At 74.4% G+C, this 19,727-nt stretch carries 22 protein-coding genes; 9 read left to right on the top strand and 13 right to left on the bottom strand.

Annotated features, from left to right (window positions below; genetic code table 11):
• Positions 1-105: 105 nt before the first annotated feature.
• Entirely contained in the window at positions 106-1,191 is a 1,086-nt protein-coding gene (locus ACZ7JZ_RS27590) for a saccharopine dehydrogenase family protein (RefSeq protein WP_470943766.1), read from the bottom strand.
• Positions 1,192-1,264: 73 nt separating this feature from the next.
• Between ACZ7JZ_RS27590 and ACZ7JZ_RS27585 the strand changes: the two genes are divergently transcribed.
• The gene (locus ACZ7JZ_RS27585) at positions 1,265-1,891 is read left to right on the top strand and encodes a TetR/AcrR family transcriptional regulator (RefSeq protein ID WP_470943764.1); all 627 of its coding nucleotides are present in this window, start codon (positions 1,265-1,267) and stop codon (positions 1,889-1,891) included.
• 49 nt (positions 1,892-1,940) lie between these two features.
• On the opposite strand, the gene ACZ7JZ_RS27580 is transcribed toward ACZ7JZ_RS27585, so the two are convergent.
• From ACZ7JZ_RS27580 to ACZ7JZ_RS27570, 3 genes are all read right to left on the bottom strand, one after another.
• Positions 1,941-2,171, bottom strand: coding sequence for a hypothetical protein (locus ACZ7JZ_RS27580; protein WP_470943762.1), 231 nt, complete (start codon positions 2,169-2,171; stop codon positions 1,941-1,943).
• 228 nt (positions 2,172-2,399) lie between these two features.
• Positions 2,400-2,933 (bottom strand): NUDIX hydrolase, encoded by a 534-nt coding sequence (locus tag ACZ7JZ_RS27575; protein WP_470943760.1) that lies wholly within the window; start codon positions 2,931-2,933, stop codon positions 2,400-2,402.
• Between the two features lie 169 nt (positions 2,934-3,102).
• Positions 3,103-4,104: a sigma-70 family RNA polymerase sigma factor gene (locus ACZ7JZ_RS27570; RefSeq protein WP_470943759.1), complete on the bottom strand. Its 1,002-nt coding sequence runs from the start codon at positions 4,102-4,104 to the stop codon at positions 3,103-3,105.
• Positions 4,105-4,190: 86 nt separating this feature from the next.
• Here ACZ7JZ_RS27570 and ACZ7JZ_RS27565 point away from each other — a divergent pair, with 86 nt between their 5' ends.
• From ACZ7JZ_RS27565 to ACZ7JZ_RS27555, 3 genes are all read left to right on the top strand, one after another.
• Positions 4,191-4,580 (top strand): hypothetical protein, encoded by a 390-nt coding sequence (locus ACZ7JZ_RS27565; protein ID WP_470943757.1) that lies wholly within the window; start codon positions 4,191-4,193, stop codon positions 4,578-4,580.
• A gap of 63 nt (positions 4,581-4,643) precedes the next feature.
• Complete coding sequence (locus ACZ7JZ_RS27560; RefSeq protein WP_470943756.1) at positions 4,644-5,147, top strand: hypothetical protein; 504 nt, start codon at positions 4,644-4,646, stop codon at positions 5,145-5,147.
• 248 nt (positions 5,148-5,395) lie between these two features.
• On the top strand, positions 5,396-5,776 hold the full coding sequence (locus ACZ7JZ_RS27555) for a hypothetical protein (protein WP_470943754.1): 381 nt from the start codon (positions 5,396-5,398) through the stop codon (positions 5,774-5,776).
• Between the two features lie 32 nt (positions 5,777-5,808).
• On the opposite strand, the gene ACZ7JZ_RS27550 is transcribed toward ACZ7JZ_RS27555, so the two are convergent.
• From ACZ7JZ_RS27550 to ACZ7JZ_RS27530, 5 genes are all read right to left on the bottom strand, one after another.
• On the bottom strand, positions 5,809-6,144 hold the full coding sequence (locus tag ACZ7JZ_RS27550; RefSeq protein ID WP_470943753.1) for a hypothetical protein: 336 nt from the start codon (positions 6,142-6,144) through the stop codon (positions 5,809-5,811).
• A gap of 241 nt (positions 6,145-6,385) precedes the next feature.
• Positions 6,386-7,633: an ABC transporter permease gene (locus ACZ7JZ_RS27545; RefSeq protein ID WP_470943752.1), complete on the bottom strand. Its 1,248-nt coding sequence runs from the start codon at positions 7,631-7,633 to the stop codon at positions 6,386-6,388.
• Positions 7,630-8,352, bottom strand: a complete 723-nt coding sequence (locus ACZ7JZ_RS27540; protein WP_470943751.1) for an ABC transporter ATP-binding protein — start codon at positions 8,350-8,352, stop codon at positions 7,630-7,632. The genes ACZ7JZ_RS27545 and ACZ7JZ_RS27540 overlap by 4 nt, the downstream gene beginning before the upstream one ends.
• Entirely contained in the window at positions 8,349-9,473 is a 1,125-nt protein-coding gene (locus ACZ7JZ_RS27535) for a peptidoglycan-binding protein (protein WP_470943749.1), read from the bottom strand. The genes ACZ7JZ_RS27540 and ACZ7JZ_RS27535 overlap by 4 nt, the downstream gene beginning before the upstream one ends.
• A 10-nt stretch (positions 9,474-9,483) precedes the next feature.
• Positions 9,484-10,068: a hypothetical protein gene (locus ACZ7JZ_RS27530; protein WP_470943748.1), complete on the bottom strand. Its 585-nt coding sequence runs from the start codon at positions 10,066-10,068 to the stop codon at positions 9,484-9,486.
• Positions 10,069-10,158: 90 nt separating this feature from the next.
• Here ACZ7JZ_RS27530 and ACZ7JZ_RS27525 point away from each other — a divergent pair, with 90 nt between their 5' ends.
• Together ACZ7JZ_RS27525 and ACZ7JZ_RS27520 are read left to right on the top strand one after the other, a co-directional pair.
• Positions 10,159-10,833 (top strand): response regulator transcription factor, encoded by a 675-nt coding sequence (locus ACZ7JZ_RS27525; protein WP_470943746.1) that lies wholly within the window; start codon positions 10,159-10,161, stop codon positions 10,831-10,833.
• Between the two features lie 116 nt (positions 10,834-10,949).
• Complete coding sequence (locus tag ACZ7JZ_RS27520; RefSeq protein WP_470943745.1) at positions 10,950-12,194, top strand: sensor histidine kinase; 1,245 nt, start codon at positions 10,950-10,952, stop codon at positions 12,192-12,194.
• A 27-nt stretch (positions 12,195-12,221) separates the two neighbouring features.
• Here the strand turns inward: ACZ7JZ_RS27520 and ACZ7JZ_RS27515 are convergent, their stop codons facing one another.
• Both ACZ7JZ_RS27515 and ACZ7JZ_RS27510 read right to left on the bottom strand, forming a co-directional pair.
• Positions 12,222-14,633, bottom strand: a complete 2,412-nt coding sequence (locus ACZ7JZ_RS27515; protein WP_470943744.1) for a bifunctional serine/threonine-protein kinase/ABC transporter substrate-binding protein — start codon at positions 14,631-14,633, stop codon at positions 12,222-12,224.
• Positions 14,634-14,718: 85 nt separating this feature from the next.
• Positions 14,719-15,186 (bottom strand): MarR family winged helix-turn-helix transcriptional regulator, encoded by a 468-nt coding sequence (locus ACZ7JZ_RS27510; protein ID WP_470943743.1) that lies wholly within the window; start codon positions 15,184-15,186, stop codon positions 14,719-14,721.
• Positions 15,187-15,287: 101 nt separating this feature from the next.
• On the opposite strand from ACZ7JZ_RS27510, the gene ACZ7JZ_RS27505 reads away from it, so the two are divergent.
• Positions 15,288-16,148: an SDR family NAD(P)-dependent oxidoreductase gene (locus ACZ7JZ_RS27505; RefSeq protein WP_470943882.1), complete on the top strand. Its 861-nt coding sequence runs from the start codon at positions 15,288-15,290 to the stop codon at positions 16,146-16,148.
• Positions 16,149-16,173: 25 nt separating this feature from the next.
• Here ACZ7JZ_RS27505 and ACZ7JZ_RS27500 read toward each other — a convergent pair whose 3' ends face one another.
• Positions 16,174-16,830 carry a maleylpyruvate isomerase family mycothiol-dependent enzyme gene (locus tag ACZ7JZ_RS27500; protein ID WP_470943742.1) on the bottom strand — a complete coding sequence of 219 codons (657 nt, stop codon included), beginning with the start codon at positions 16,828-16,830 and terminating at the stop codon, positions 16,174-16,176.
• 76 nt (positions 16,831-16,906) lie between these two features.
• Here ACZ7JZ_RS27500 and ACZ7JZ_RS27495 point away from each other — a divergent pair, with 76 nt between their 5' ends.
• On the top strand, positions 16,907-17,356 hold the full coding sequence (locus tag ACZ7JZ_RS27495; protein WP_470943740.1) for a MarR family winged helix-turn-helix transcriptional regulator: 450 nt from the start codon (positions 16,907-16,909) through the stop codon (positions 17,354-17,356).
• 69 nt (positions 17,357-17,425) lie between these two features.
• Here the strand turns inward: ACZ7JZ_RS27495 and ACZ7JZ_RS27490 are convergent, their stop codons facing one another.
• A complete protein-coding gene (locus ACZ7JZ_RS27490) occupies positions 17,426-18,640 on the bottom strand; it encodes a serine hydrolase domain-containing protein (protein ID WP_470943739.1) in 1,215 nt (404 codons plus the stop codon).
• On the opposite strand from ACZ7JZ_RS27490, the gene ACZ7JZ_RS27485 reads away from it, so the two are divergent.
• A complete protein-coding gene (locus ACZ7JZ_RS27485) occupies positions 18,633-19,292 on the top strand; it encodes a hypothetical protein (protein WP_470943738.1) in 660 nt (219 codons plus the stop codon). The two genes, ACZ7JZ_RS27490 and ACZ7JZ_RS27485, sit on opposite strands and share 8 nt — an antisense overlap.
• Positions 19,293-19,727: the final 435 nt, after the last annotated feature.

Here is a 19,727-nt window from a genome sequence, read left to right as displayed (position 1 = left end):
CGCCCCGCCCGGGGCCCCTGATCCCGTGGCCCGCTCCGCCTGCCCTACGAGGGAGGCCGGGGCGGGCCACCGGCGCGTGCACGGTCCCCGGGCCGCGCTCCGGGCTCAGCGGGCCGCGGGCACGGCCCGGTGCAGCGCGACCCCGTGCGGGGCCAGCTGCTCCGGGAGGCCGGCCAGGACCGGCAGCTGCTCGATGTGGTGGACCCCGGGCGGTACGGCGCCCTGCAGCAGCGCGCGGGTCGTGTACGCGGCCACCAGCCCGGTCACCCGGCTCTGCCCGCGCCCGGTCAGGGTCAGGGCGGCCCGCCGGTCCCCGCGCCGGGCCGCCGCCTGCACGGCGAAACCGTCCCCGCCGAGGTGCACGCGGCCGAAGGCCCGGGTGAGGAGGGCTCGGCGCCGCGGGCCGCCGCCGGGGCCGCTCCCGGGGCCGTTTCCGCCGGGTCCGCTCCCGCCGGGTCCGCCGAGCAGGCCCGTCCGGCGCAGGGCGAACAGGGCGGCGGTCAGGGCCCGCGAGTCCAGGCACAGCCGGGTGGTCACCTCCGCCACACCGAGGGTGGCGGGCAGGGTGTGCTGGTCGGAGAAGGGGAACGGGTGCGCGGTGCGCCCGCCGTACCCCGGCAGGGAGATCCGCAGCGGCCGGGCCACCACCGGCTCGCTCAGCCCCGCGACCGTCCACCGCACCGCGTCGGCGCCGTGCCGCTCCCCGCCGCCGAGCAGGACGCCGAGGTCGATCCGCTCGGCACCGCCCAGCTCCTCGTGGACGCGCCGGGCGAGCAGGTTCGTCAGCCCGGGTGCGACGCCGACGCTGAGCACGGCCGCCGCGCCGCGGGCGCCCGCGACCCCGTCGAGTGCGGCCACCTCCTCCAGGAGGGCGCGGGTCGCACCCACGTCCACGAGGTGGGTGCCGCGTTCGAGGCAGATCCGCGCGGGCCCCGCGTCCGGGGGCTCCACGCAGAACACCACGGCGGCCACGTCCCCCAGGCCGTCCAGCACCCGCCGGAAGTCCGCGGGGTCGCGGACGTCCACGGCCACCCCGCCGAGGCGTCCGGCCCGTACCGCATCACGGCCCGCGGGCACCACGCGCCCGGGGAACCAGGCGCCGAGAGCCACCGAGACCGAGGCCCCGACGGCTCCGTACCCGCCCACGACGAGTACGCGCCCGCCGCCCCCACCCTCATTCGCTGTAGTCACACTCCAGTGAAACACACTGTAGTCTCACTACAGCCAATTCAGACGGACGGAGAACGGGACGAAGGGAAGCCGGATGGCTGCGGCGCAGACCCGGGCGGAGAAGGCCCGGCAGACCCGCACGAGGATGCTCGACTCCGCGGAGGCCCTGTTCACGGAGCGCGGCTGGGCCCGGACCACCGTCGAGGACATCGCCCGCAGCGCCCAGGTCGGCGTCCAGACCGTCTACTTCACCTTCGGGAACAAGCGGGCCCTCCTCAAGGAGGTCCTCGACACCGCCATCGCGGGCGACACCGACCCCGTCGCCACCCTCGACCGCCCCTGGGCCCGCGAGATCCTCGCGGAACGCGACCCGGCCGCGCAGCTGGCCCTCCAGGCCGCGGGCGCCCGCCGCATCCTCGAGCGGGCCGCGCCCCTCCTGGAAGCCGTACGGGCCGCAGCCTCCTCGGAGCCCGAAATCGCCGCCCTCTGGCAGCTCAGCCTCGACCAGCGGCACACCGTCCAGCTGCACTTCGCCCGCGCCCTGGCCGCCAAGGCCCCCGGCGGCCTGCGCGCCGGCCACGACGAGGCCTCCGCCGCCGACACGGCAACAGCCCTCCTCGGCCCCGAGACCTACACCCTCCTGACCACCACCCGCGGCTGGCCCCCACACCGCTGGCAGCACTGGGCAGCCGACTCCCTGACCCGCCAACTCCTACCCTGACGGGCGGGGGAGGGCGGGCCGGTACGTCCCTAGCGACCCCCCTCCACGCTCAACGGCATCTGCCTGTAGTGGACTTCAACCTGACTCCGGTGAGTTCCTCCGCGCGCTGCCGCAGGAGCGGGGCCAGGTCGGCGTACCAGCCGCGGCCGACGGCCTGGAGCATCTCGGCGAGGGCGATCTGTTCGCCGAACCGGCCGGCCGGGGTGTCGAGGACGTGGGCGAACTCGGCTCGGATGCGGTCGGCGACGGCGGGGGCGCGGAGGCTGTTGACGTAGAGCATCGCGGGGTCGTAGCCGACGGGGACGGCGCCCCAGCGCTCCCAGTCCAGGATGACGAGCGGGTGGTGGGTGAGGTTGGCGATCGAGGCGCTGGTGCCCGCCGCGGCGGTGTCGTCCGAGCGGGTGGCGGGGCACCTCCGCGAGTTCTACGAGCAGCTTGCGCCGTACCGCGAGGTGCCAGCCGCTCTCGCTTTCGAGGCGCGTCTACGGGCGGTGCTTCCCACTCCAGGTCAGCGAACGCCTTCGTCCATCAGGACGTAGAGGAGGCCGACGAGGGAGCCGCTGCTGACGATCTCGCGGCGGTCGATCATGCCCCGGATGTTGGCGAGGGGGATCCACTCGACCCGGTCCGACTCGTTCTTCTCGGTCGGCGGCCCTTCGTACGTGGCGCCGTCGGCGCGGAACAGGTGGTGCTGGGAGTCCGTGATGCCGTTCGCCGGCTCGGCGTAGATGAGGGGCTTCATCGGGCCCGGACGCCAACCGGTCTCCTCAAGGACTTCACGGGCAGCGGCCTCGCCGGGGGTCTCGTCCGCCTCGACCAGACCCATGGGCAGCTCCCAGGCCCACGCGTCCGTGATGAAGCGGTGGCGCCACATCATCAGGACCTCTTGGCGATCGTTGACCACGGCGGCCACGGCCAGGTGACGGAGCTTGACGACGTGGTGCTCCCAGCGGTTGCCGTCCGGCGTCTCCACGTCGGTGAGCCACAGGTTCACCCACTTGTTCTCGTAGATCGGACGTTCCCCGTGGATCTTCCACTGCATCGCTGCGGCCCCTCTCGATCGGCCTCCAGCATTGCAGAGGCGTACTGAACTGCACTGCACTTGAGGCAAATTCACGTCACAGTGACGAATTCGGTCCCTTTGTGGCGTCGCTGCCTGGCAGCCGACTGAGGGCCGTTTGAGCATGACCGCAGACCACCAGGTCGGCGGGTTAGGGACGGGACGGTACCCCCTCGTTCCAGGCGCGGAGCTTTTCGGGGTTGCGGATGACCCAGATGCGGCGGATGCGGGTGTGGTCCGCGGTCAGTTCGAAGGCGGCCACCGTCACGGTGCCGCCTGCGGGGTGCAGGGCGGCCAGGCCCGGGGTGCCGTTGACTGTGCGCTCCAGCAGGCCGAGGGCCGGGGCCCGCCAGGCGATCTGTACGAGGTATTCCGCGACGCGTGCGCCGCCCGCCACCGGGCGCAGGACGGTGCTGACGAGGCCGCCGCCGTCGGCCACCATGACGGCGTCCGGGTCGAGGAGTCCGACGAGGGCCCCGATGTCCCGGGCCTCCCATGCCTCCTTGAACCGCCGTACGACGGCTGCCTGTCCGGTGCCCGGGGCCGCGGCCGCGCCCGCGCTCTTGGCCGCGCCCGCGGATGCGGTCGCCGCGCCGCGGATGCGGCGGCGGGCCGAGGAGGCCAGTTGGCGGCAGGCCGCCTGCGACCGGCCCGTGATCGCGGCGATCTCCGTGAACGGGAAGCCGAACACCTCGTACAGGACGTACGCCACGCGCTCCGCCGGGGTCATTGTCTCCAGCACCACGAGCAGGGCCATGTCCACCGACTCGTCCAGGACCACGTGGTCGGCCGGATCCGCGGGCCAGGCCGCGCCGCCCCCTGCGCCCGCGGCCCACTGCGCCCGGTCCGGCACGGGCTCCGGCAGCCACGTGCCGACGTACCGCTCCCGCCGGGCCCGCGCCGATCCGAGCACGTCCAGGCAGATCCGCCCGCACACCCGCGTCAGCCAGGCACCCGGCGAGACGATCGCGGCCCGCCGCTGCGGCGCCATCGTGTACCAGCGCGCGTACGTCTCCTGCACCGCGTCCTCGGCCTCGGCCAGCGAACCGAGCAGCCGGTAGCCGAGATTGGTCAGCCGCCCCCGCTCCCCCTCGACCAGCGCCACGGCCGCCTCAGTCGATCCGGCCCCGGCCCCAGCCCCCGGCGAAGACATGCCGCCTCACAATCCCCGTACCTGCGTCGTCAGTTCAGCGAGACCCTACCGACCACCGCCAACCGGCAGAACAGGGGACGCCCGCGATGTCCGCATCCGCGACGGCAGAAGCACCCGGCAACACCGCCTTCCTCCGCACCGCCATAGCCCTCCAGACCCTCGCCCTCTCCTTCCAGACGGCCACCGCGGCCGTCCTGCTGTCCTCCTCCCACGGCTACGCCCTCCACGACATCGGCTCGCGCGTCATGTACGGCTCCTCGATGCTGTACCTCCTCGCCGCGGTGCTGGCCTGGCGCCCGGGCGGCGGCTCCCCGCGCCCCGTCCGGCACGCGGCCGGATTCCTCGCCCTCGCCTCGGCGCAGGTCCTCCTCGGCGTCCTGCACATCCCCTCCCTCCACATCCCCCTGGGCATCGCGATGCTGCTCCTCAGTGCCGTGGGCCTGTACCGGGCCCTGCCCGCCGCCCGCCGGCGCTGACGGACCGTCGGGAACGGCGGCCGGGTACGATCGGCTGCCGTTCCCGCCCCGAGAGCAGGTGCCGTGCGCCCTCCCACCGACCCGCCGGGTCCCGCAGCCTCCTTCGACCCCCGCAGGGTCGCACCCGGCGAGTACCCCGCCTGGGAGGGGGCCCTCGACCTCCTCAACCGCGACCTGGCGGCCACCCTCCCCGACGAGCGCCCCCTGCGCCTGCTGGCCCTTCCGCCCTACGCACCGGACGAGCCGGAGAGCGTCTACGTCGCCCTCGCCAACGGCGAATGGCACGGCAACTGCCTGGAGCCGGAGTCCGCGGCCGACCCCGCAGCCGCTCTCGCCGCCGTCACGGAAGCCGCACAGGACACCCTCACCGAACGCCTCTGGCAGGCCTGGCCGGTCTGCCCGGAGCACGGCCTGGGAATGCATCCCCGCGAGGACTCGGACGGCTCCCTGGCCTGGTGGTGCGCCGGCGGCCCCCGCCCCCGGGCCACGCCCCACCTCCGCGCGCCGGTGGGCGCCCTCCCCGCCGCAGCACCCCGCCCCCGCCGGACGAAGCGCCGCCCCCGCTGACGCTGTGAGCTGCGCCGTTGGGAACCACTGCGCCTGGTCGGAGCGTCGCCGTATGCAAACGGCGGCAGGCCCGGCCCTCCGACCAGGGGCCGACTGGGCACAGCCGCATACCAGGGGGAAACATGAGCCGTAGGGCGAGGCTGGGCGCTGCGCTGTGTGTTGTGGCGCTGCTCGGCGCCGGGGCGTGCAGTGGGGAGGAACCGGCCGCGAAGCCTCCGAAGAGTCCGGTGCCGGGCAAGGCCGCGCCCGTGCCGACGCTGGAGGCGGCGGACGGCGGGGCCTTGAACTCCCAGCTGGAGCGGGTCTTCGAGAACCTGGAGTCCCTCGGGGGCGGGTCCGGTGCGCTGGGGCCGAGCTTCGGCAACACGCACCCCGGCCTTCCGGACGGTGTGCTGAGCGTGACGTTCGCGTTCGTGTGCAGCGGGGGCGCCACGGTGAAGCTGGCCTTCACCGTCGGGGGCAAGGACGTGCCGGCGGCCGCCGGTTCGCAGGCGTGCGACGGGTCCATCGAGCAGCGGAGTGTCGAGGTGCCCGGGCCCGGGGCCTTCGGCTTTTCTGCCGAACTCGCGGGCTCGGGCGCGGGCGGCTTCGCCTACGGCTACTACGCGGAGAAGTCGCAACTGCCCTGATCCGGCGGGTGGCGGCGGCAGGCGGCCCGGCCCTACATGATGAACACGCTCATGCCCGGCGCCGGGTGGAGGGTCTGGCCCGGGAGGACGGCGGTCGTCACCTGCCCGTTGCAGAAGGGGCCCGACCAGACGAAGGCCGTCTCGGTGGTCAGGTTCAGCACGGAGGAGGGGGCGAAGTCGCCCAAGTGGTAGCAGCCCGAGGGGTTGTGGTGGACTGCCCCGTCGATGACCAGGGCGCCGCTCGCCGCCGGTGCCGTGCCCGCGGCCGCGAGGGCCAGGGCCAGTCCGGCCGCGCATGCTCCGAGCGCCTTTCCCGCGCGGGCCGCCCGGCCCGCTGCGGCACGCGTCTGCTTCTTCGTCTTCTTCATGGCTCTGCCCCTTGCCTCGATGGCTCGTCGAACACTTTCCGTAATCGACGGTAGGGTTTCGCTACTCAAAGTGACACCGCGTGTGGTGGTGCGGGAGGGGCGCGTGCGGAGGGGGTGAGCGCCCCCGGCCCCCGGCCCCCGGCCCGGGGCCTCGGCTTGGACGGCTCAGCTGAGGCTCCGGGCCAGCTCCGGACCGGCGCCGGGTGCGGGGACGGCTGTGAGGGCGGGTGCGGGTGCGGGGCTACACCGCCTGGAGGGCCAGGGTCGGGGAGAGGCGGGAGGCGCGGACCGCCGGGTAGAGGCCCGCCAGGGTGCCGATGGCCAGGGTGGCGGCGAAGCCGCCGGTGACCGACCACAGGGGGACCACCCACGGCAGCGATCCCGCCACCGCGTACGCCGCCACGGCCGCCGCGCCCAGCGCGATGCCCGCCAGCCCGCCCAGCCCGGACAGGAGCAGCGACTCCGTCACGAACTGCACGCGCACGGCCCCCTTCGTCGCCCCCAGGGAGCGCCGCAACCCGATCTCGTGGCGCCGCTCCAGCACCGAGATGATCATGGTGTTGGCCACCCCCACCCCGCCCACCAGCAGGGCGATCCCGCCCAGGCCCAGCAGGAGGGTGGAGAACGCGCCCTCCGTGGCCGCCTTCGCCTGGAGGGCCGCCGAGGGGTCCGTCACCGAGACCGTCTGCGGGGACCGCGGATTGGCGGTCGCCGGGATCAGCCCCCGGACCGAGGCCACCGCGGCGTCAGCCGAGCGCTCGTACACCGCGGTCGGGTGCCCGTCGAAGCCCAGCAGGGACTGCGCGGCGTCCCAGCCGACCAGGGCCGCCCGCTCGATCTCCGGGGCCAGCGGCACCGGTGCGAGGATCCCCGTCACCGTGAAGTACCGGCCGCCGATGAACACCTGCCCGCCGGGGGCCGTGACCCCCAGCCGCCGGGCCGCGACGTCGCCCAGCACCACGGCCGGGTAGCGCCCCGTCGCCGCGTTGAGCCAGGCCCCGCTGCGGACCTGCGCCCGCAGGGTCCCCAGCAGGTCGCCCCGCGCCGCGAGCACCGCGATCCCGCCGGTCTCCTCCGCCGGGATCTTCTCGCTGCGCCGCACCGAGTGCCGCACCGTACCGGTGGCGCCGACCTTCTCCACGCCCGCGATACGGCCGATCATGCCTGGGGACTCCTTGGGCAGTTCGGTGTCCTGCCCGGAGAACATCGACTGGCCCGGGGTCACGACCAGCATGTTCGTACCCAGCCGGTCCAGCTCCCGCAGCAGCTTCGCCTGGCTGGACGAGGAGATCCCCACCACCGCGATCATCGTGGCGATGCCGATCGCGATGCCGAGCGCCGACAGCACCACCCGGGCGGGGCGCGCCCGCAGCCCCGCGGAGCCCACGTGCAGCACGTCCCGCGGGGACAGCCGCGCCGGCCGCAGCCGGGTCCGGCCCCGGCCGGGCTTCCCGCCGGGCTTCCTTCCGCCCGTCGTTGCGTCCGTCATGCCGCCGCCCCCTGCCATACGTCCGCCACGATCCGCCCGTCGCGGATGCGGACCTGCCGGGGCAGCGAGGCCGCCACCTCCTGGTCGTGGGTGATCACCGCGATGGTCGCCCCGTCCCGGTTCAGCTCGCGCAGCAGCTCCATCACCGCCTCACCCGAAGCCGAGTCCAGGGCGCCCGTCGGTTCGTCCGCCAGCAGCAGATCGGGCTCGCCGACCACCGCGCGCGCGATGGCCACCCGCTGCTTCTGCCCGCCGGACAGCTGGTGCGGCCGGTGGCCGAGCCGGTCGCCCAGCCCCACCCGCTCCAGCGCCCCCGCCGCGCGCCGCCGCCGCTCGCCCCGCGGCAGCCCCGAGTACAGCAGCCCCTCCGCCACGTTGTCCCGCGCGCTCATGCCCGGGACCAGGTGGAAGGACTGGAACACGAAGCCCACGTGCCGGGCCCGCAGTGCCGACAGCGCCCGGTCGGACAAGGCGGGCACGTCATGGCCGGCGATGGCCACCGACCCGGCCGTGGGCCGGTCCAGCGTGCCCACGATGTGCAGCAGCGTCGACTTCCCGGACCCGGACGGGCCCACGATCCCGAGCAGCTCGCCCGCGCGCACGGTCAGGTCCACGCCCCGGAGGGCCGCCACCCCGCCCGGGTACTCCTTGGTGACCCCCTTCAGCTCCACCACCGTGCCCGCCGGGCCTACACCGCCTGCCTCACTACCGGTCCTCATAGCGCGGGGACACCCACCTTCACGCCCTCCTTCAGGCCGTCGCCCGTGACCTCCACGCGCCCCTGGCCGAACATCCCGAGCCGTACGCGGACCTCCCGCACCCGGGGCCCGCCCGCGCCGTCCTCCACCACCTGTACGCCGAACCCGCCGCCGGCCAGTGCCAGCAGCGCGTTCACGGGTACGGACAGCACGCCCTTCACGGTCTCGCCGGTCAGCGACACCGAGACGGGGGAGCGGTCCGGGGCCTTTACCCCGCCCGGCCGGTCCAGCGCGACCGTCACCTCGACCTTCGCCTTGCCGTCCCCAGAACCGGAACCAGAACCAGAACCGGAACTGGACCCGCCCCCGGAACCCTGGCCCTCCCCCTCCGCCGTACGGCCGACCGAAGAGATGCGCCCGCCGGCCGTCCCCCCGCCGGGCAGGGACACCGTCACCCGGTCCCCGGTCCTCGCCGCCGCGGCCTGTGCCACCTCCAGGGAGAAGCGGACCACCCGCTCGGTCCCCGTCAGCGTCAGCACCGGTTTCCCGGGACCGGCCTGGTCCCCGACGGCCGCGTCCGCCGACCGGACCCGCTGCGGACCCGAGGCGAACGCGATGTCCTCCGGACCGATCCGGCCGGTCTCCTTCAGCCCGTGCGCGTCCTGCCACCGCTTCACCGCCGCGACCGTCCCCTTGGTGAAGGTGCGGTCCTGCGGATCGAGCCCGGTGCCGAAGCCGAGGGCCACCAGATTGGCCTTCAGCTGCTCCACGTCCTCGCCCTTGTCCCCGGACCCCAGCGCCCGGTACATCGGCACGGACCCGTACATCAGCCGCACCGCCCGCCCGTTGACCTCGTACAGCCGCTCGTCGCGCGCGACCGCCGAGCCCTCCGCGGCCACCCAGGTCAGCACCCCGGCCACACCCGCGTTGAGCTTGCGCTCCTTCGCGTACCCGAGCGTGCCCTCGACCTGGCGGCCGTTCGAGAGGTCCCCGCGGGTTACGGGGGCGGTGGCCGGGGGCAGCCCGTCCGTCCGCCGCTCCCCGTCCGCGTCCCCGCCGCCGCCCGCCTGCGCGGTCACCACGTACCCGCCGCCGCCCGCGACGACGAGTACGGCACAGCCCGCCACCAGCCACTTCCTCACAGGTGCCCCCTCAGGATCCGGCCGCATTGCACTTCTCGGCGGCCTTCTTGAAGGCCTCCTCCTGGCCCTCGGGGATCTCCGTGGCCTTCATCATCCCGCCCTCGAAGGAGGGGTCGGGGAGGTTCAGGCCGTTGTCGCGCATGCAGCGCACCCAGCGCAGCTGGGAGTCCTTCTCCTCCTGGGTCGGGCCCGCCGCCCCGCCCTTCGGCCCGCTGCCGCAGGCCTCCAGGGCCTTCTGGAACTTCTGCGGGTCGTTGTTCGCCCCGCCGCCCAGGGTCATGCCCCGCGGGTCCTGCCCGGGCTCGGGGTCCGGCACGTCCAGGCCCTGCTTGCGCAGGCACTGGCGCAGCTTGAGCGCGGCGTCGGCGTCGGCCCCCGAGGTCGTACCGGATCCGGATCCGGAACCGGAGCCAGATCCCTCGCCGGACCCCGCGGACCCGGCGGAACCGGACCCGCCGGACCCGCCCGACCCGTCAGCCGAATTCGTGCACGCCGTCACCAGCAGGGCCAGCCCGGTCAGGACCGCCGCCGTGGTCATCGTCAGGGAGGAGGAGCGCCGCCGGGTACCGCCGGCAGCTGCGGAATGTGAGTTCATACCGCAGACCCTCCGCCGAACCGCTGTTTCGCTTCCCTAACGGCGGACCTTTACAGCGCCGAAACCCCCGCCTCGGATAGAGAGGAGCACATGCGAGTACTGGTGGTGGAGGACGAGGAGTTCCTCCGGGAGATGATCGCCGAGGGGCTGCGCCGCGACGCCCTCGCCGTGGACGAGGCGGCGGACGGCCTGGAGGCCCTGCACCGGCTGCGCTTCGGCGAGTACGACGTCCTGGTCCTCGACCGCGACCTGCCCGGACTGCACGGCGACGAGGTCTGCCGCCAGGTGGTCCGCCAGGGCCTGCTCACCCGCATCCTGATGCTCACCGCCTCCGGCACCGTCCGCGACCGCGTCGAGGGCCTCGCCCTCGGCGCCGACGACTACCTCACCAAGCCCTTCGCGTACGACGAGCTGCTCGCCCGCGTCCTGGCCCTCGGCCGCCGCACCCGGCCCGCCCTGCCGCCCGTGGTCGAGCGCAGCGGGGTCGCCGTCGACACCGCGCGCCGCGCCGCCACCCGCGACGGCCGCCGCCTCGCCCTGTCGCCCAAGGAGTTCGCCGTGCTCGAAGCCCTCGTACGGGCCCAGGGGGCGGTGGTCAGCAGCGACGACCTCATCGAACAGGTCTGGGAGGAGCACACCGGCTACGCCACCAACGCCGTCCGCGTCACGGTCAGCAAACTGCGCGCCAAGCTCGGCGAACCGCCCGTCGTGGAGACCGTCCCCGGCGCCGGCTACCGCATCGCGGCCCCCGGGGACGCGGCATGATGCGCCGTACCCGACGGGGCGCGAGCGGTATCCGCACCGGCACTGGTACGGATACCAGTACGGATACCAGTACGGGCCCCCGTACCCGTCCCCGCTTCCGGCCCGGCAGCGAGCGCGTGCGCCTCACCGCCCTCTACGGAGCCCTGCTGCTCCTCGCCGGCGGCGGACTGGTCGCCCTGGTGTACGTCCTGGTCAGCCAGGGAATGCTGGGCAGCCTCACCACCGCCGTACGCACCACCGCCCCCGCCGGAAAGCTCACCGAGGGCGAGCTCGTACACCTGCCCGCCGATGCCGTACCGGCCCGCAAACTGCCCCCCGGCAGCCTCAGCCCCGAGCAGCTCAAGTCCTTCCAGGTCACGCAGAACATCTCCGCCGCCGTCACCGACGCCGCCCTCCACCGGCTGCTCGTCTACTCCCTCATCGCCCTCGCCGCCTTCGCAGTCCTGTCCATCCTCCTCGCGTGGTGGATGGCCGGCCGGGTGCTGCGCCCCGTCGCGGTGATCACGGAGACCGCCCGCCGCCTCTCCGGCGAGAACCTCCACGAGCGCATCGCCCTCGACTCCCCGCCCGGGGAGCTGAAGGAGCTCGCCGACACCTTCGACGGGATGCTCGGGCGGATGGAACAGCTCGTGGCCGCGCAGCGCCGGTTCGCCGCCAACGCCGCGCACGAGCTGCGCACCCCCCTCGCCGTGCAGCGCGCCGCCGCCGAGATCGGCCTGGCGGGCACCCCGGACCCCGAGCGCGTGGCCCGGATCCGGGACAAGCTGCTCGCCGTCTGCGACGAGAGCGAGCAGATGATCGAAGGGCTGCTCGTCCTGGCCGCGGCGGGGGAGGGGCTGGAGGACCCGGCGCCCGTGGACCTGCGGGAGACGGCGGCGGCGGAGCTCGCCGCGTGTGCCGAGCAGGCCGCGGCCCGTGCCCTCACGGTCGGGAGCACCCTCGCGCCCCTGGTCGTGCGCGGGGACCCGGTCCTCCTCGGGCACCTGGTCCGCAACCTGCTCGCCAACGCCGTCCGCCACAACCGCGAGGGCGGCACGATCACCGTGGGGACGGGGCCGGAGGGCTCGCTCGTGGTCTCCAACACCGGGCCGGAGGTGCCGGCCGCGGACGTGCCGCGGCTGCTGGAGCCCTTCCGGCGCCGCGAGGCCCGGCGGCACGCCCCCGGCGAGGGCGCCGGACTCGGCCTGTCGATCGTCGCCGCCATCGCCCGCGCGCACGGCGCCGAACTGACCGCGACCGCGAACCCGGCACCGGAGGGCGGACTCACGGTCCGGGTCGCCTTCGCGGTGGTGGCGCCGGTGTCGGCGGGGGCCCCTGCGACGCCCGCGAACGCGGCGGCTGACCGGCCCGCCGGGGGCTGAGCGGGATCCGGGTCCGGCCCGGGCCGGTCAGGGGGTGGTGACGTTCGCGCCCCACGTCTTCCAGGCGCCGTTCTTCACCACGTGCGTCGACACCCGCGGGTTGCGCGTGTCCCCGTACGCGTCGAAGGACACCGGGCCGGTGACCCCCTCGAAGGACACGCCCGCCATCGCGGCCGCCGTCTTCGCCCGCGCGGACTCCGGCAGCTTGCCGCCGTTGCCCGCCACGACCGCCTTCACCGCCTCGATCAGCGCCCAGGCCGAGTCGTACGCGTACGCACCGTACGGTCCGGCGGGCTCGTCGTACCCCGCCGCCTCGTAGCGTGCGGCGTAGTCCGCGCCGCCCGGCAGGCTGTCGGTCGGCACGCCGACGTTGGTGGCGAGGTCCTCCTCGACCTTCGGGCTGCCGGCCAGGTACCCCTGGTCGTAGATGCCGTCGCCGCCCATCACGGGGACGGTCACCCCGGCCTTCTTGAGCTGCCGGGAGAGGGCCCCGGCGGTGTCGTAGTAGCCGCCGAAGTACACGGCGCGGGCGCCGGAGGCCTTGATCTGCGGGGCGAGGTAGGCGAAGTCGTCCTGCGCGGGGTCGATGCGGTCCGTGCCGACGACCGTCCCGCCCAGCCGGGCGAACTCGGCGTCGAAGACGGAGGAGAGCGCCGTGCCGTAGCTGCCGCCGTCGTCCAGGACGTAGACCTTGCCCGTCCCGGGGCCGGCCGTCTCCGTCCTCCCGAGGAGGAACCGGGCGGCGGCCCGGCCCTGGGCGATGTCCGTGGCGACCGTGCGGAAGTAGGTCGCGTACGGGCGGGCCGGGGCGGTGGCCCACTCCTCGCCGAGGGTCAGGCGGGGGTCGGAGTTGGCGGGGGAGACGTTGACCAGTCCGGACTGTTCGAGCACCGGGGCCATGGCCAGCCCGACGCCGGAATTGAGCGGTCCGACCACGCCGAGGACCTTCTTGTCGGCGGCGAACTGCGAGGCGTTCGCCGTGCCCCTCGCGGGCTGCCCCTCGTCGTCCAGGGCCCTGACCTCGAAGGTCACGCCGGGTACGTGCTTCTTCTCGTTCGCGGTCCGTACGGCGAGCTCCGCGGAGTTCCTGATTCCGCCGCCGAGCGCGGCCAGCCCGCCGCTGAGCGGCGCGTCCACCCCGATCACCACGGTCACGGCCGCGCCCCCGGAACCGGCGGGCGCCCCTGCGGCAGCACCGCCCTTGCCCTCGCTCTTCCCGCCGCCGTTCCCGTCGCCCTGGGAGAGCACCCAGCCCAGCGCGGACCCGCTGACGAGCACGGCCGAGGCGGCGGCGAGTACGACGGAGCGCCGGGACAGCCCGCGCCCGCCCGCACCGGCCGCCGCCTTGCGGGTCCCGTGGCCGGCGCCGCTGCCGTCGAGGGTGACGAGGGAGTCCGTACCGCCGCTGTCTCCTGCCCCTCCGGTGCCTGCTGCCCCTCCGGTGCCGCCCGCGGGATCCGCGACGGTGGGGGTGGGCACGGGCGCCGGAGTCCGTGCATCCGCGTCCGCTCCCGCACCGGCATCCGTACCCGTACCCGCAGGCGGCGGCAGCGGCACCGTGCGCGGATCCCGCGGCGGGACCGGGGGCCGGGGCGGCACGGTGGGCGGAGCGCCCGCCGCGCCCAGGGCGGCCGCCAGCAGCTCGGCGGCCTGCGCCGCGTCCGGCCGCTGCACCGGGTCCTTGGCCAGCAGGGCGTCGAGTACGGGCCCCAGCGGGCCCGCGTGCACGGGCGGCCGGTGGGGGCGGGTGAACACGGCCACGGCCAGCGCGTGGAACCCGTCCGCCTCGAACGGCGGCCGCCCCTCGACCGCGTGGTAAAGGGTCGCGCCGAGGGCCCACACGTCGTTGGCGGGGGTCGGGCGCTTGCCGTCGAGCTGCTCGGGGGCCATGTACTGCGGGGTGCCGATGACGCTGCCGCTGTGGCTGAGCCGGGTCGTGGCGTCCGCGAGGTGGGCGATGCCGAAGTCGGTCAGGACCACGCGGTCCTTGGCGAGGAGCACGTTGTCCGGCTTGATGTCGCGGTGGACGATCCCGGCCTCGTGGGCCTCTGCCAGCGCCTCGGCCATCGCGGCCCCGATCTCCGCCACCCGGCGCAGCGGCAGCCGGCCCTGCGCGCGGACGGCCGCGGCGAGCGACTGGCCCTTGACGAGCTCCATGACGATGACGGGGGCGCCCTCGTGCTCCACGACGTCGTGGATGGTGATGATCCCCGGGTGGCTGAGGCTGACCGCCGCGCGGGCCTCGCCGGTGAACCGGCGCAGCAGCATCGCGCGGTCGGCGTCCTCCATGCCCGGCGGGAAGAGGATCTCCTTCACGGCGACCTCGCGCCCGAAGAGCTGGCGGTCCACACCGCGCCAGACCCGGCCCATGCCGCCCTGGCCGATGCGTTCGACCAGCTCGTAGCGGCCGGCGATGAGTGCGGGGTTCTGCTCGTTCACGCCGACACTCTAGGACCTGGCGGGCCGCCCGGGTACGGGAAGTCCGCAGGCCGGTCGGGGCCGGGGGCCCGCGGACGCGCAGCGGCTACGCGAACCGGTCCTTGTGCTCCTTCAGCTTGCGCCACACCGTGCTGAGCGCCGTCAGGTCCTCCTCGTCGAGGAGCTCGGTGAAGACGGGGGCCAGGCAGGCGCGGCGGGTGGCGTCCGCGGCGGCGAAGAGCTCGTGCCCGGCGGGGGTCAGCGCGACCTCGACGGAGCGGGCGTCGCGGGCGGAGGGGGTTCGGGTGACCAGCCCGCGGCCCTGGAGGGCGTCTACGACCCGGGAGACCTGGCTGCGGCTGAGCATGGTGCTGTTGCCGAGCACCGAGGCGGGGACCGGCTCCGGGCTGGAGGACAGCCACAGCATGACCTCGAACCAGGACACGGGCAGGTCGTGCGCCTTGGTGAGGGCGCGGTCGACGCGCTCGGTGAGGACGGTCCCGGCCCAGACCAGCCCGTAGAAGGCGTGGTCCGCGACGGGCATCTCCGCCTGGGTGATCTTCCTCTTCGCCATGGTCACGAGGATACCGGTTGCGTGCACACGCACATAATGTCTATGGTGTGTGTACACGCACTTAATCTGGCAACCGTGAGAGAGGCCCCGCCGTGACCACCATCCCTTCCCCCGCCGCGCCCGTCGTCCTGATCACCGGCACCTCTTCCGGCATCGGCCTGGCCGCGGCCGTGGCCGCCGCCCGGGCCGGCTGGCGGACCGTGGCCACCCTGCGCGACACCGGCCGCGCCGACGCCCTGCGCAAGGCCGCCGCCGATGCGGGCGTCGAGCTCGACGTCCGGCAGCTGGACGTCACGGACGAGGCGGGTGTCGCCGCCGCCGTCGGGGGAGTGGTCGCGGACTACGGCCGCCTGGATGCGGTGGTGAACAACGCCGGGGCCGGACACCTGGGCACCCTGGAGAACGAGGACGTCGACGAGGTCCGCACGGTGATGGAGGTCAACTTCTTCGGCGTGCTGCACGTCTCCAAGGCGGCCCTTCCGCACCTGCGCGCCACCGGCGGCCGGCTGGTCACCGTCACCAGCGTCGGCGGTGTCGTCGGCCAGCCCTTCAACGAGGCCTACTGCGCCGCGAAGTTCGCCGTCGAGGGGTACATGGAGAGCCTCGCGCCGGTCGCGGCGGCCCTCGGGGTGTCCGTCAGCGTGGTCGAGCCGGGCGCCGTCGCCACCGAGTTCGTGAACAACATCGGCCTCGACCTGGAGGCCGAGATCGCGGCCGCGGGCGCGTACGCCGTACCGCTGCGGGCCTACCTCGACCGTACGGTCAACCAGTTCCTGAACGGCGCCCAGACCCCCGACGAGGCGGCCGCCTCCGTCCTGGAGGCGCTCACCGCCGACCGCCCCGCCTTCCGCATCCAGACCTCGGAATGGGCCCGCGCCTTCACCGCGACCAAGCTGGCCGACACCGACGGCTCGGCCGTCCAGTCCCTGACGGGCGCCTGGGTCGCCCCCGCGGCCTCCTGACCCCCCGGGCCTCCGGCCCCGGCGCTCACCCTCCCACCCGCTCCAACCGCCCCTCGGCGGCGGCCGTGCGCCCGGTGAGCAGCAACAGCAGGGCGCAGATCGGGCCGCGCACCTCCGGGCCGCTCCCGCGCGACCAGTCGGCGTCGGTGGCGGTCAGGCGGGCCTCGGGGAGGGGCCAGGGCCGGGGCGGGAAGCGCATGGTCCAGACCCGCTCGGCCGCGTCGCGCGCGGCGCGCGGGGGCATGGTCCGCTCGCGCCCGAGGGCGAGCGCGATGTCCTGGCCGTGCACGAGTACGTCGATCAGGGACTCGTGGGGCGTGGTGCCGAAGGCCATCCGGCGGGAGCCGGCGACGGCGCGCAGGTCGGCCGTGATCTCGGCGGTCGGGCGCCGGGCGGCGGCGACGGCGGTGTCGTGGATCATGCGGTCGGTGTTGCCGCGGGCGCGTGCGAACTCGCGCAGGGCCCAGGGGACGGTGGACCGGGCGCCGATGCTCAGGTGCGCTGCGACTTCCCGTACCCGCCAGTCCCCGCACTGCGTGGGGCGGTCCCACTCCTGCGGTCCCAGCCCCTCCAGCAGCTCGGCCAGCTCCGTCCGCTCGCGCCCGACGGTCTCCCACAGCTCGTCGGTCGCCAGGAGGTAGTTCGCGGTCACGGTGATCACCCACTTGGTGAGAGCAGCCACAGAAACTGGTAAGCTTCACTGACCAAATTAGTCAGCGTCTCTGACTACAGTCAAGTCGGAGGGAGGGCGAACCGGAATGCCGGGTGAAACGGCGGACGGCGCCCCCAACACGGGCGTCCTCCTCTTCCTCCCGTACCGCGCCCTGGAGAACCGCGTCTTCGCGGCCCTGGCGGAGGCGGGCTTCGACGACTTCACCCCCGCCCAGGCGCGCGTGATGCAGCGCATCGGCCCCGACGGCACCCGCCTCACGGACCTCGCAGCCCAGGCCCAGGTCACCAAGCAGACCGCCGGCTTCCTGGTCGACCAGCTGGAGAAGACGGGCTACGTACGCCGCACCCCCGACCCCACCGACAAGCGCGCCCGCCTGGTCTGCCTGGCCGACCGGGCGCAGGCGGCGAAACGCGTGGCGGACGCGGTGGTGGCCGAAGTGGAACGCGAATGGGAATCCCACCTGGGCCCCCGCCGCATGCAACAGCTCCGCACCTCCCTCACCCTCCTCCGCGAACTCACGGACCCCTGGGTGTAGCGCCGCGGGGCCGAGTCGCCGCAGGTGCGTGCCGCCGGTCCCGGGTCCGGGGCCGGCGGCGGGCGGGAATCAGTGGTCCGAGGAGCCCTTCAGGAGGTTGCAGGCGAAGTCCTCCTGGACCGTGCGCAGCAGGGCCAGGAGGCCGGGCTTGTTGCTCTTGCTGGTCTGGGTGTTGAGGGTGAAGGTCAGGGAGCGCTTGCCGTCGGGGGTGGCGGCGGCGAGCTGGGTGTACCCCGGGGTGTTGCCCGTGTGGCCGTAGAGGACCCCGCAGCGGGACGTGTACTGGAAGAGCGCGAGCCCGGCGGCGTTGGTGCCCGGGCCGGCCGGTTCCGAGGAGTCGCCGGGCAGGAAGGTCAGCTGCTCCTTGCGGGTCTTCTTCGACACGAGCGCCGGTCCCGCGTACCCGCGGATGAACGCGCCCAGCTCGCGCGGGGTGGAGACGATGCCGCCGGAGGCCCAGACCCCGGAGGCGCCGATGGCCTCGCTGACGTCCTCGGGGTCGGCGGGCGGGGTGACGTCGTAGCCGTGGAGGAAGGGGCGGGGGAGCCGGTAGCCCAGCGGCAGGCTGGTGCGGCGCAGGCCGAGGGGGCGGTACACGAGCTCCTTGAGGAGGTCCTCGTAGCGGCGGCCGGTGGCGGCCTCGGCCATCAGGGCGACGGCGATGTTGTCGGAGTTGGAGTACTCGTACAGCCTGCCCGGCTGGAAGAGCAGCGGCTCGTCCGCGACGAAGTCCAGCAGGGTGCGCGGGTCGAAGACGTGGCGCGGGTCCGCCCGCAGGATGTTCAGGAACTCCGGGTCGCGCGAGTAGTCCGGCAGCCCGCTGGTGTGCTGGAGCAGCTGGCGCAGGGTGACGGCGTGCCAGGCGGCCGGCTGCGCGGGCAGCACCTCGCCGATGGTGTCGTCCAGCGACAGCTCCCCCCGGTCGACGAGCCGCAGCGCGACCGCGCCGCTGAAGGCCTTGGCGATGCTCGCGATGCGCATGTGGTCGTCGATGTGGGGCCGGCGGCCGGTGGCGATGTCCCCGACGCCCGAGCTGTACACCTGCGTCTGGTCGCCCTTGGTCAGTACGGCGATCACGCCGGGCGGGCCGTCCTCCCGGGCCACCAGCCGGTCCAGCTGCCGCTGGAGGTACGGGTCGGGGCGGCCGGCCGCGCCGGGCCCGGCGTCCGCGGCCTGCGCGGGCGCGAGCAGCCCGCCGAGCGCGGCGGCGGCGAGGGCGGCGGCGGACAGCCCGAGGGGCAGGCCGAAGGGGGAACGGCGGCGTACGGAGGCGCGGGTGGGCACGGTGTCTCCCGGGGGCGGTGGCGTGGCCGTGGGCGGCCTGCGGTCACGCCTGCCTAGCAGCCGTACGCCCGCCCCGGCCCGCCGCCGCGCGCGGGCCCGCGGCCGGTCGGCGCACAGGGAGCCCCCTGCGCGCGGCGTGTCGGGGGGAGGGGCGGGGTCCGGTCCGCTGGAGCGGTGCCGGCGCCGCTGCTACCGGCGGGCCCGCCGGGCCTCCCCGATCCGCCGTACGGAGCCGTCGAACCCGCCGCGCGCCTGGACCCGCTCCGCGAAGCGCGGGGACTCCCCCGACATCGGGCAGGCGGCCGAGGCGGTGGCGCAGGTGGCGGGCGGCCACTCCTCCGACAGCCGCCACATCGCGCCGTTCGAGCTGTACGTACAGGCGGGGCGCGACGAGCGGCTGCGCACCGCGGCGGCCGAGTGCTTCGCCGCGTACGACCTCCTCATCCTCACCCGGCTCACCCCGGGAGGGGAGCACGGGGAGCGCGGCGGACACGGTCCCGCGCCCGCGCCGGGCGGCGGGGCTCAGCGACCCGACCGTGCACGGCACGGGCCTTCACTGTCTACGGCGGTCAGACCCGTCCCCGAACTCTCGACGCCCTCGCGGAGCCCCGTCAGCACGCCTCGAATTGACGTGGTGGCCTCGGGCGCCTAATCTCCTCCGAGTTGTCCTGGATCCGGAACGGTCCGGGACGGCCGTCCGCCGCCTCGTCGCGGCAACCCAAGCTGACACAGCGCGATCTCCCACCGGGAGTGAATTCGGCATGCCTGAATTCATGACCACGGCCCGATTACGGGTTCCCCGGGAAATCCGCTAGTGTTTCGGGAGCCGGAAGGGCCCAACAGTCCCAAGGCAAAGCCCGCTGACTGGGAGTCAGGCCCGAAAGGGTCTGATAGAGTCGGAAATGCCGGAAGGGAAAAGCGCGAAAGCGGCTTGGACCGGAAAGCGCCGAGGAAATCGGGTCCGAAAAGATCTGATAGAGTCGGAAACGCGAGAACGAAGGAAGCGCCCGGAGGAAAGCCCGAGAGGGTCAGTACAAAGGAAGCGTCCGCACCTTGAGAACTCAACAGCGTGCCAAAAATCAACGCC

The sequence above is a fragment of the Streptomyces sp. NPDC038213 genome, from assembly GCF_055600495.1.
The sequence above is the reverse complement of the archived record's forward strand: the minus strand, read 5'-3'. Positions and strand labels throughout refer to the sequence as shown.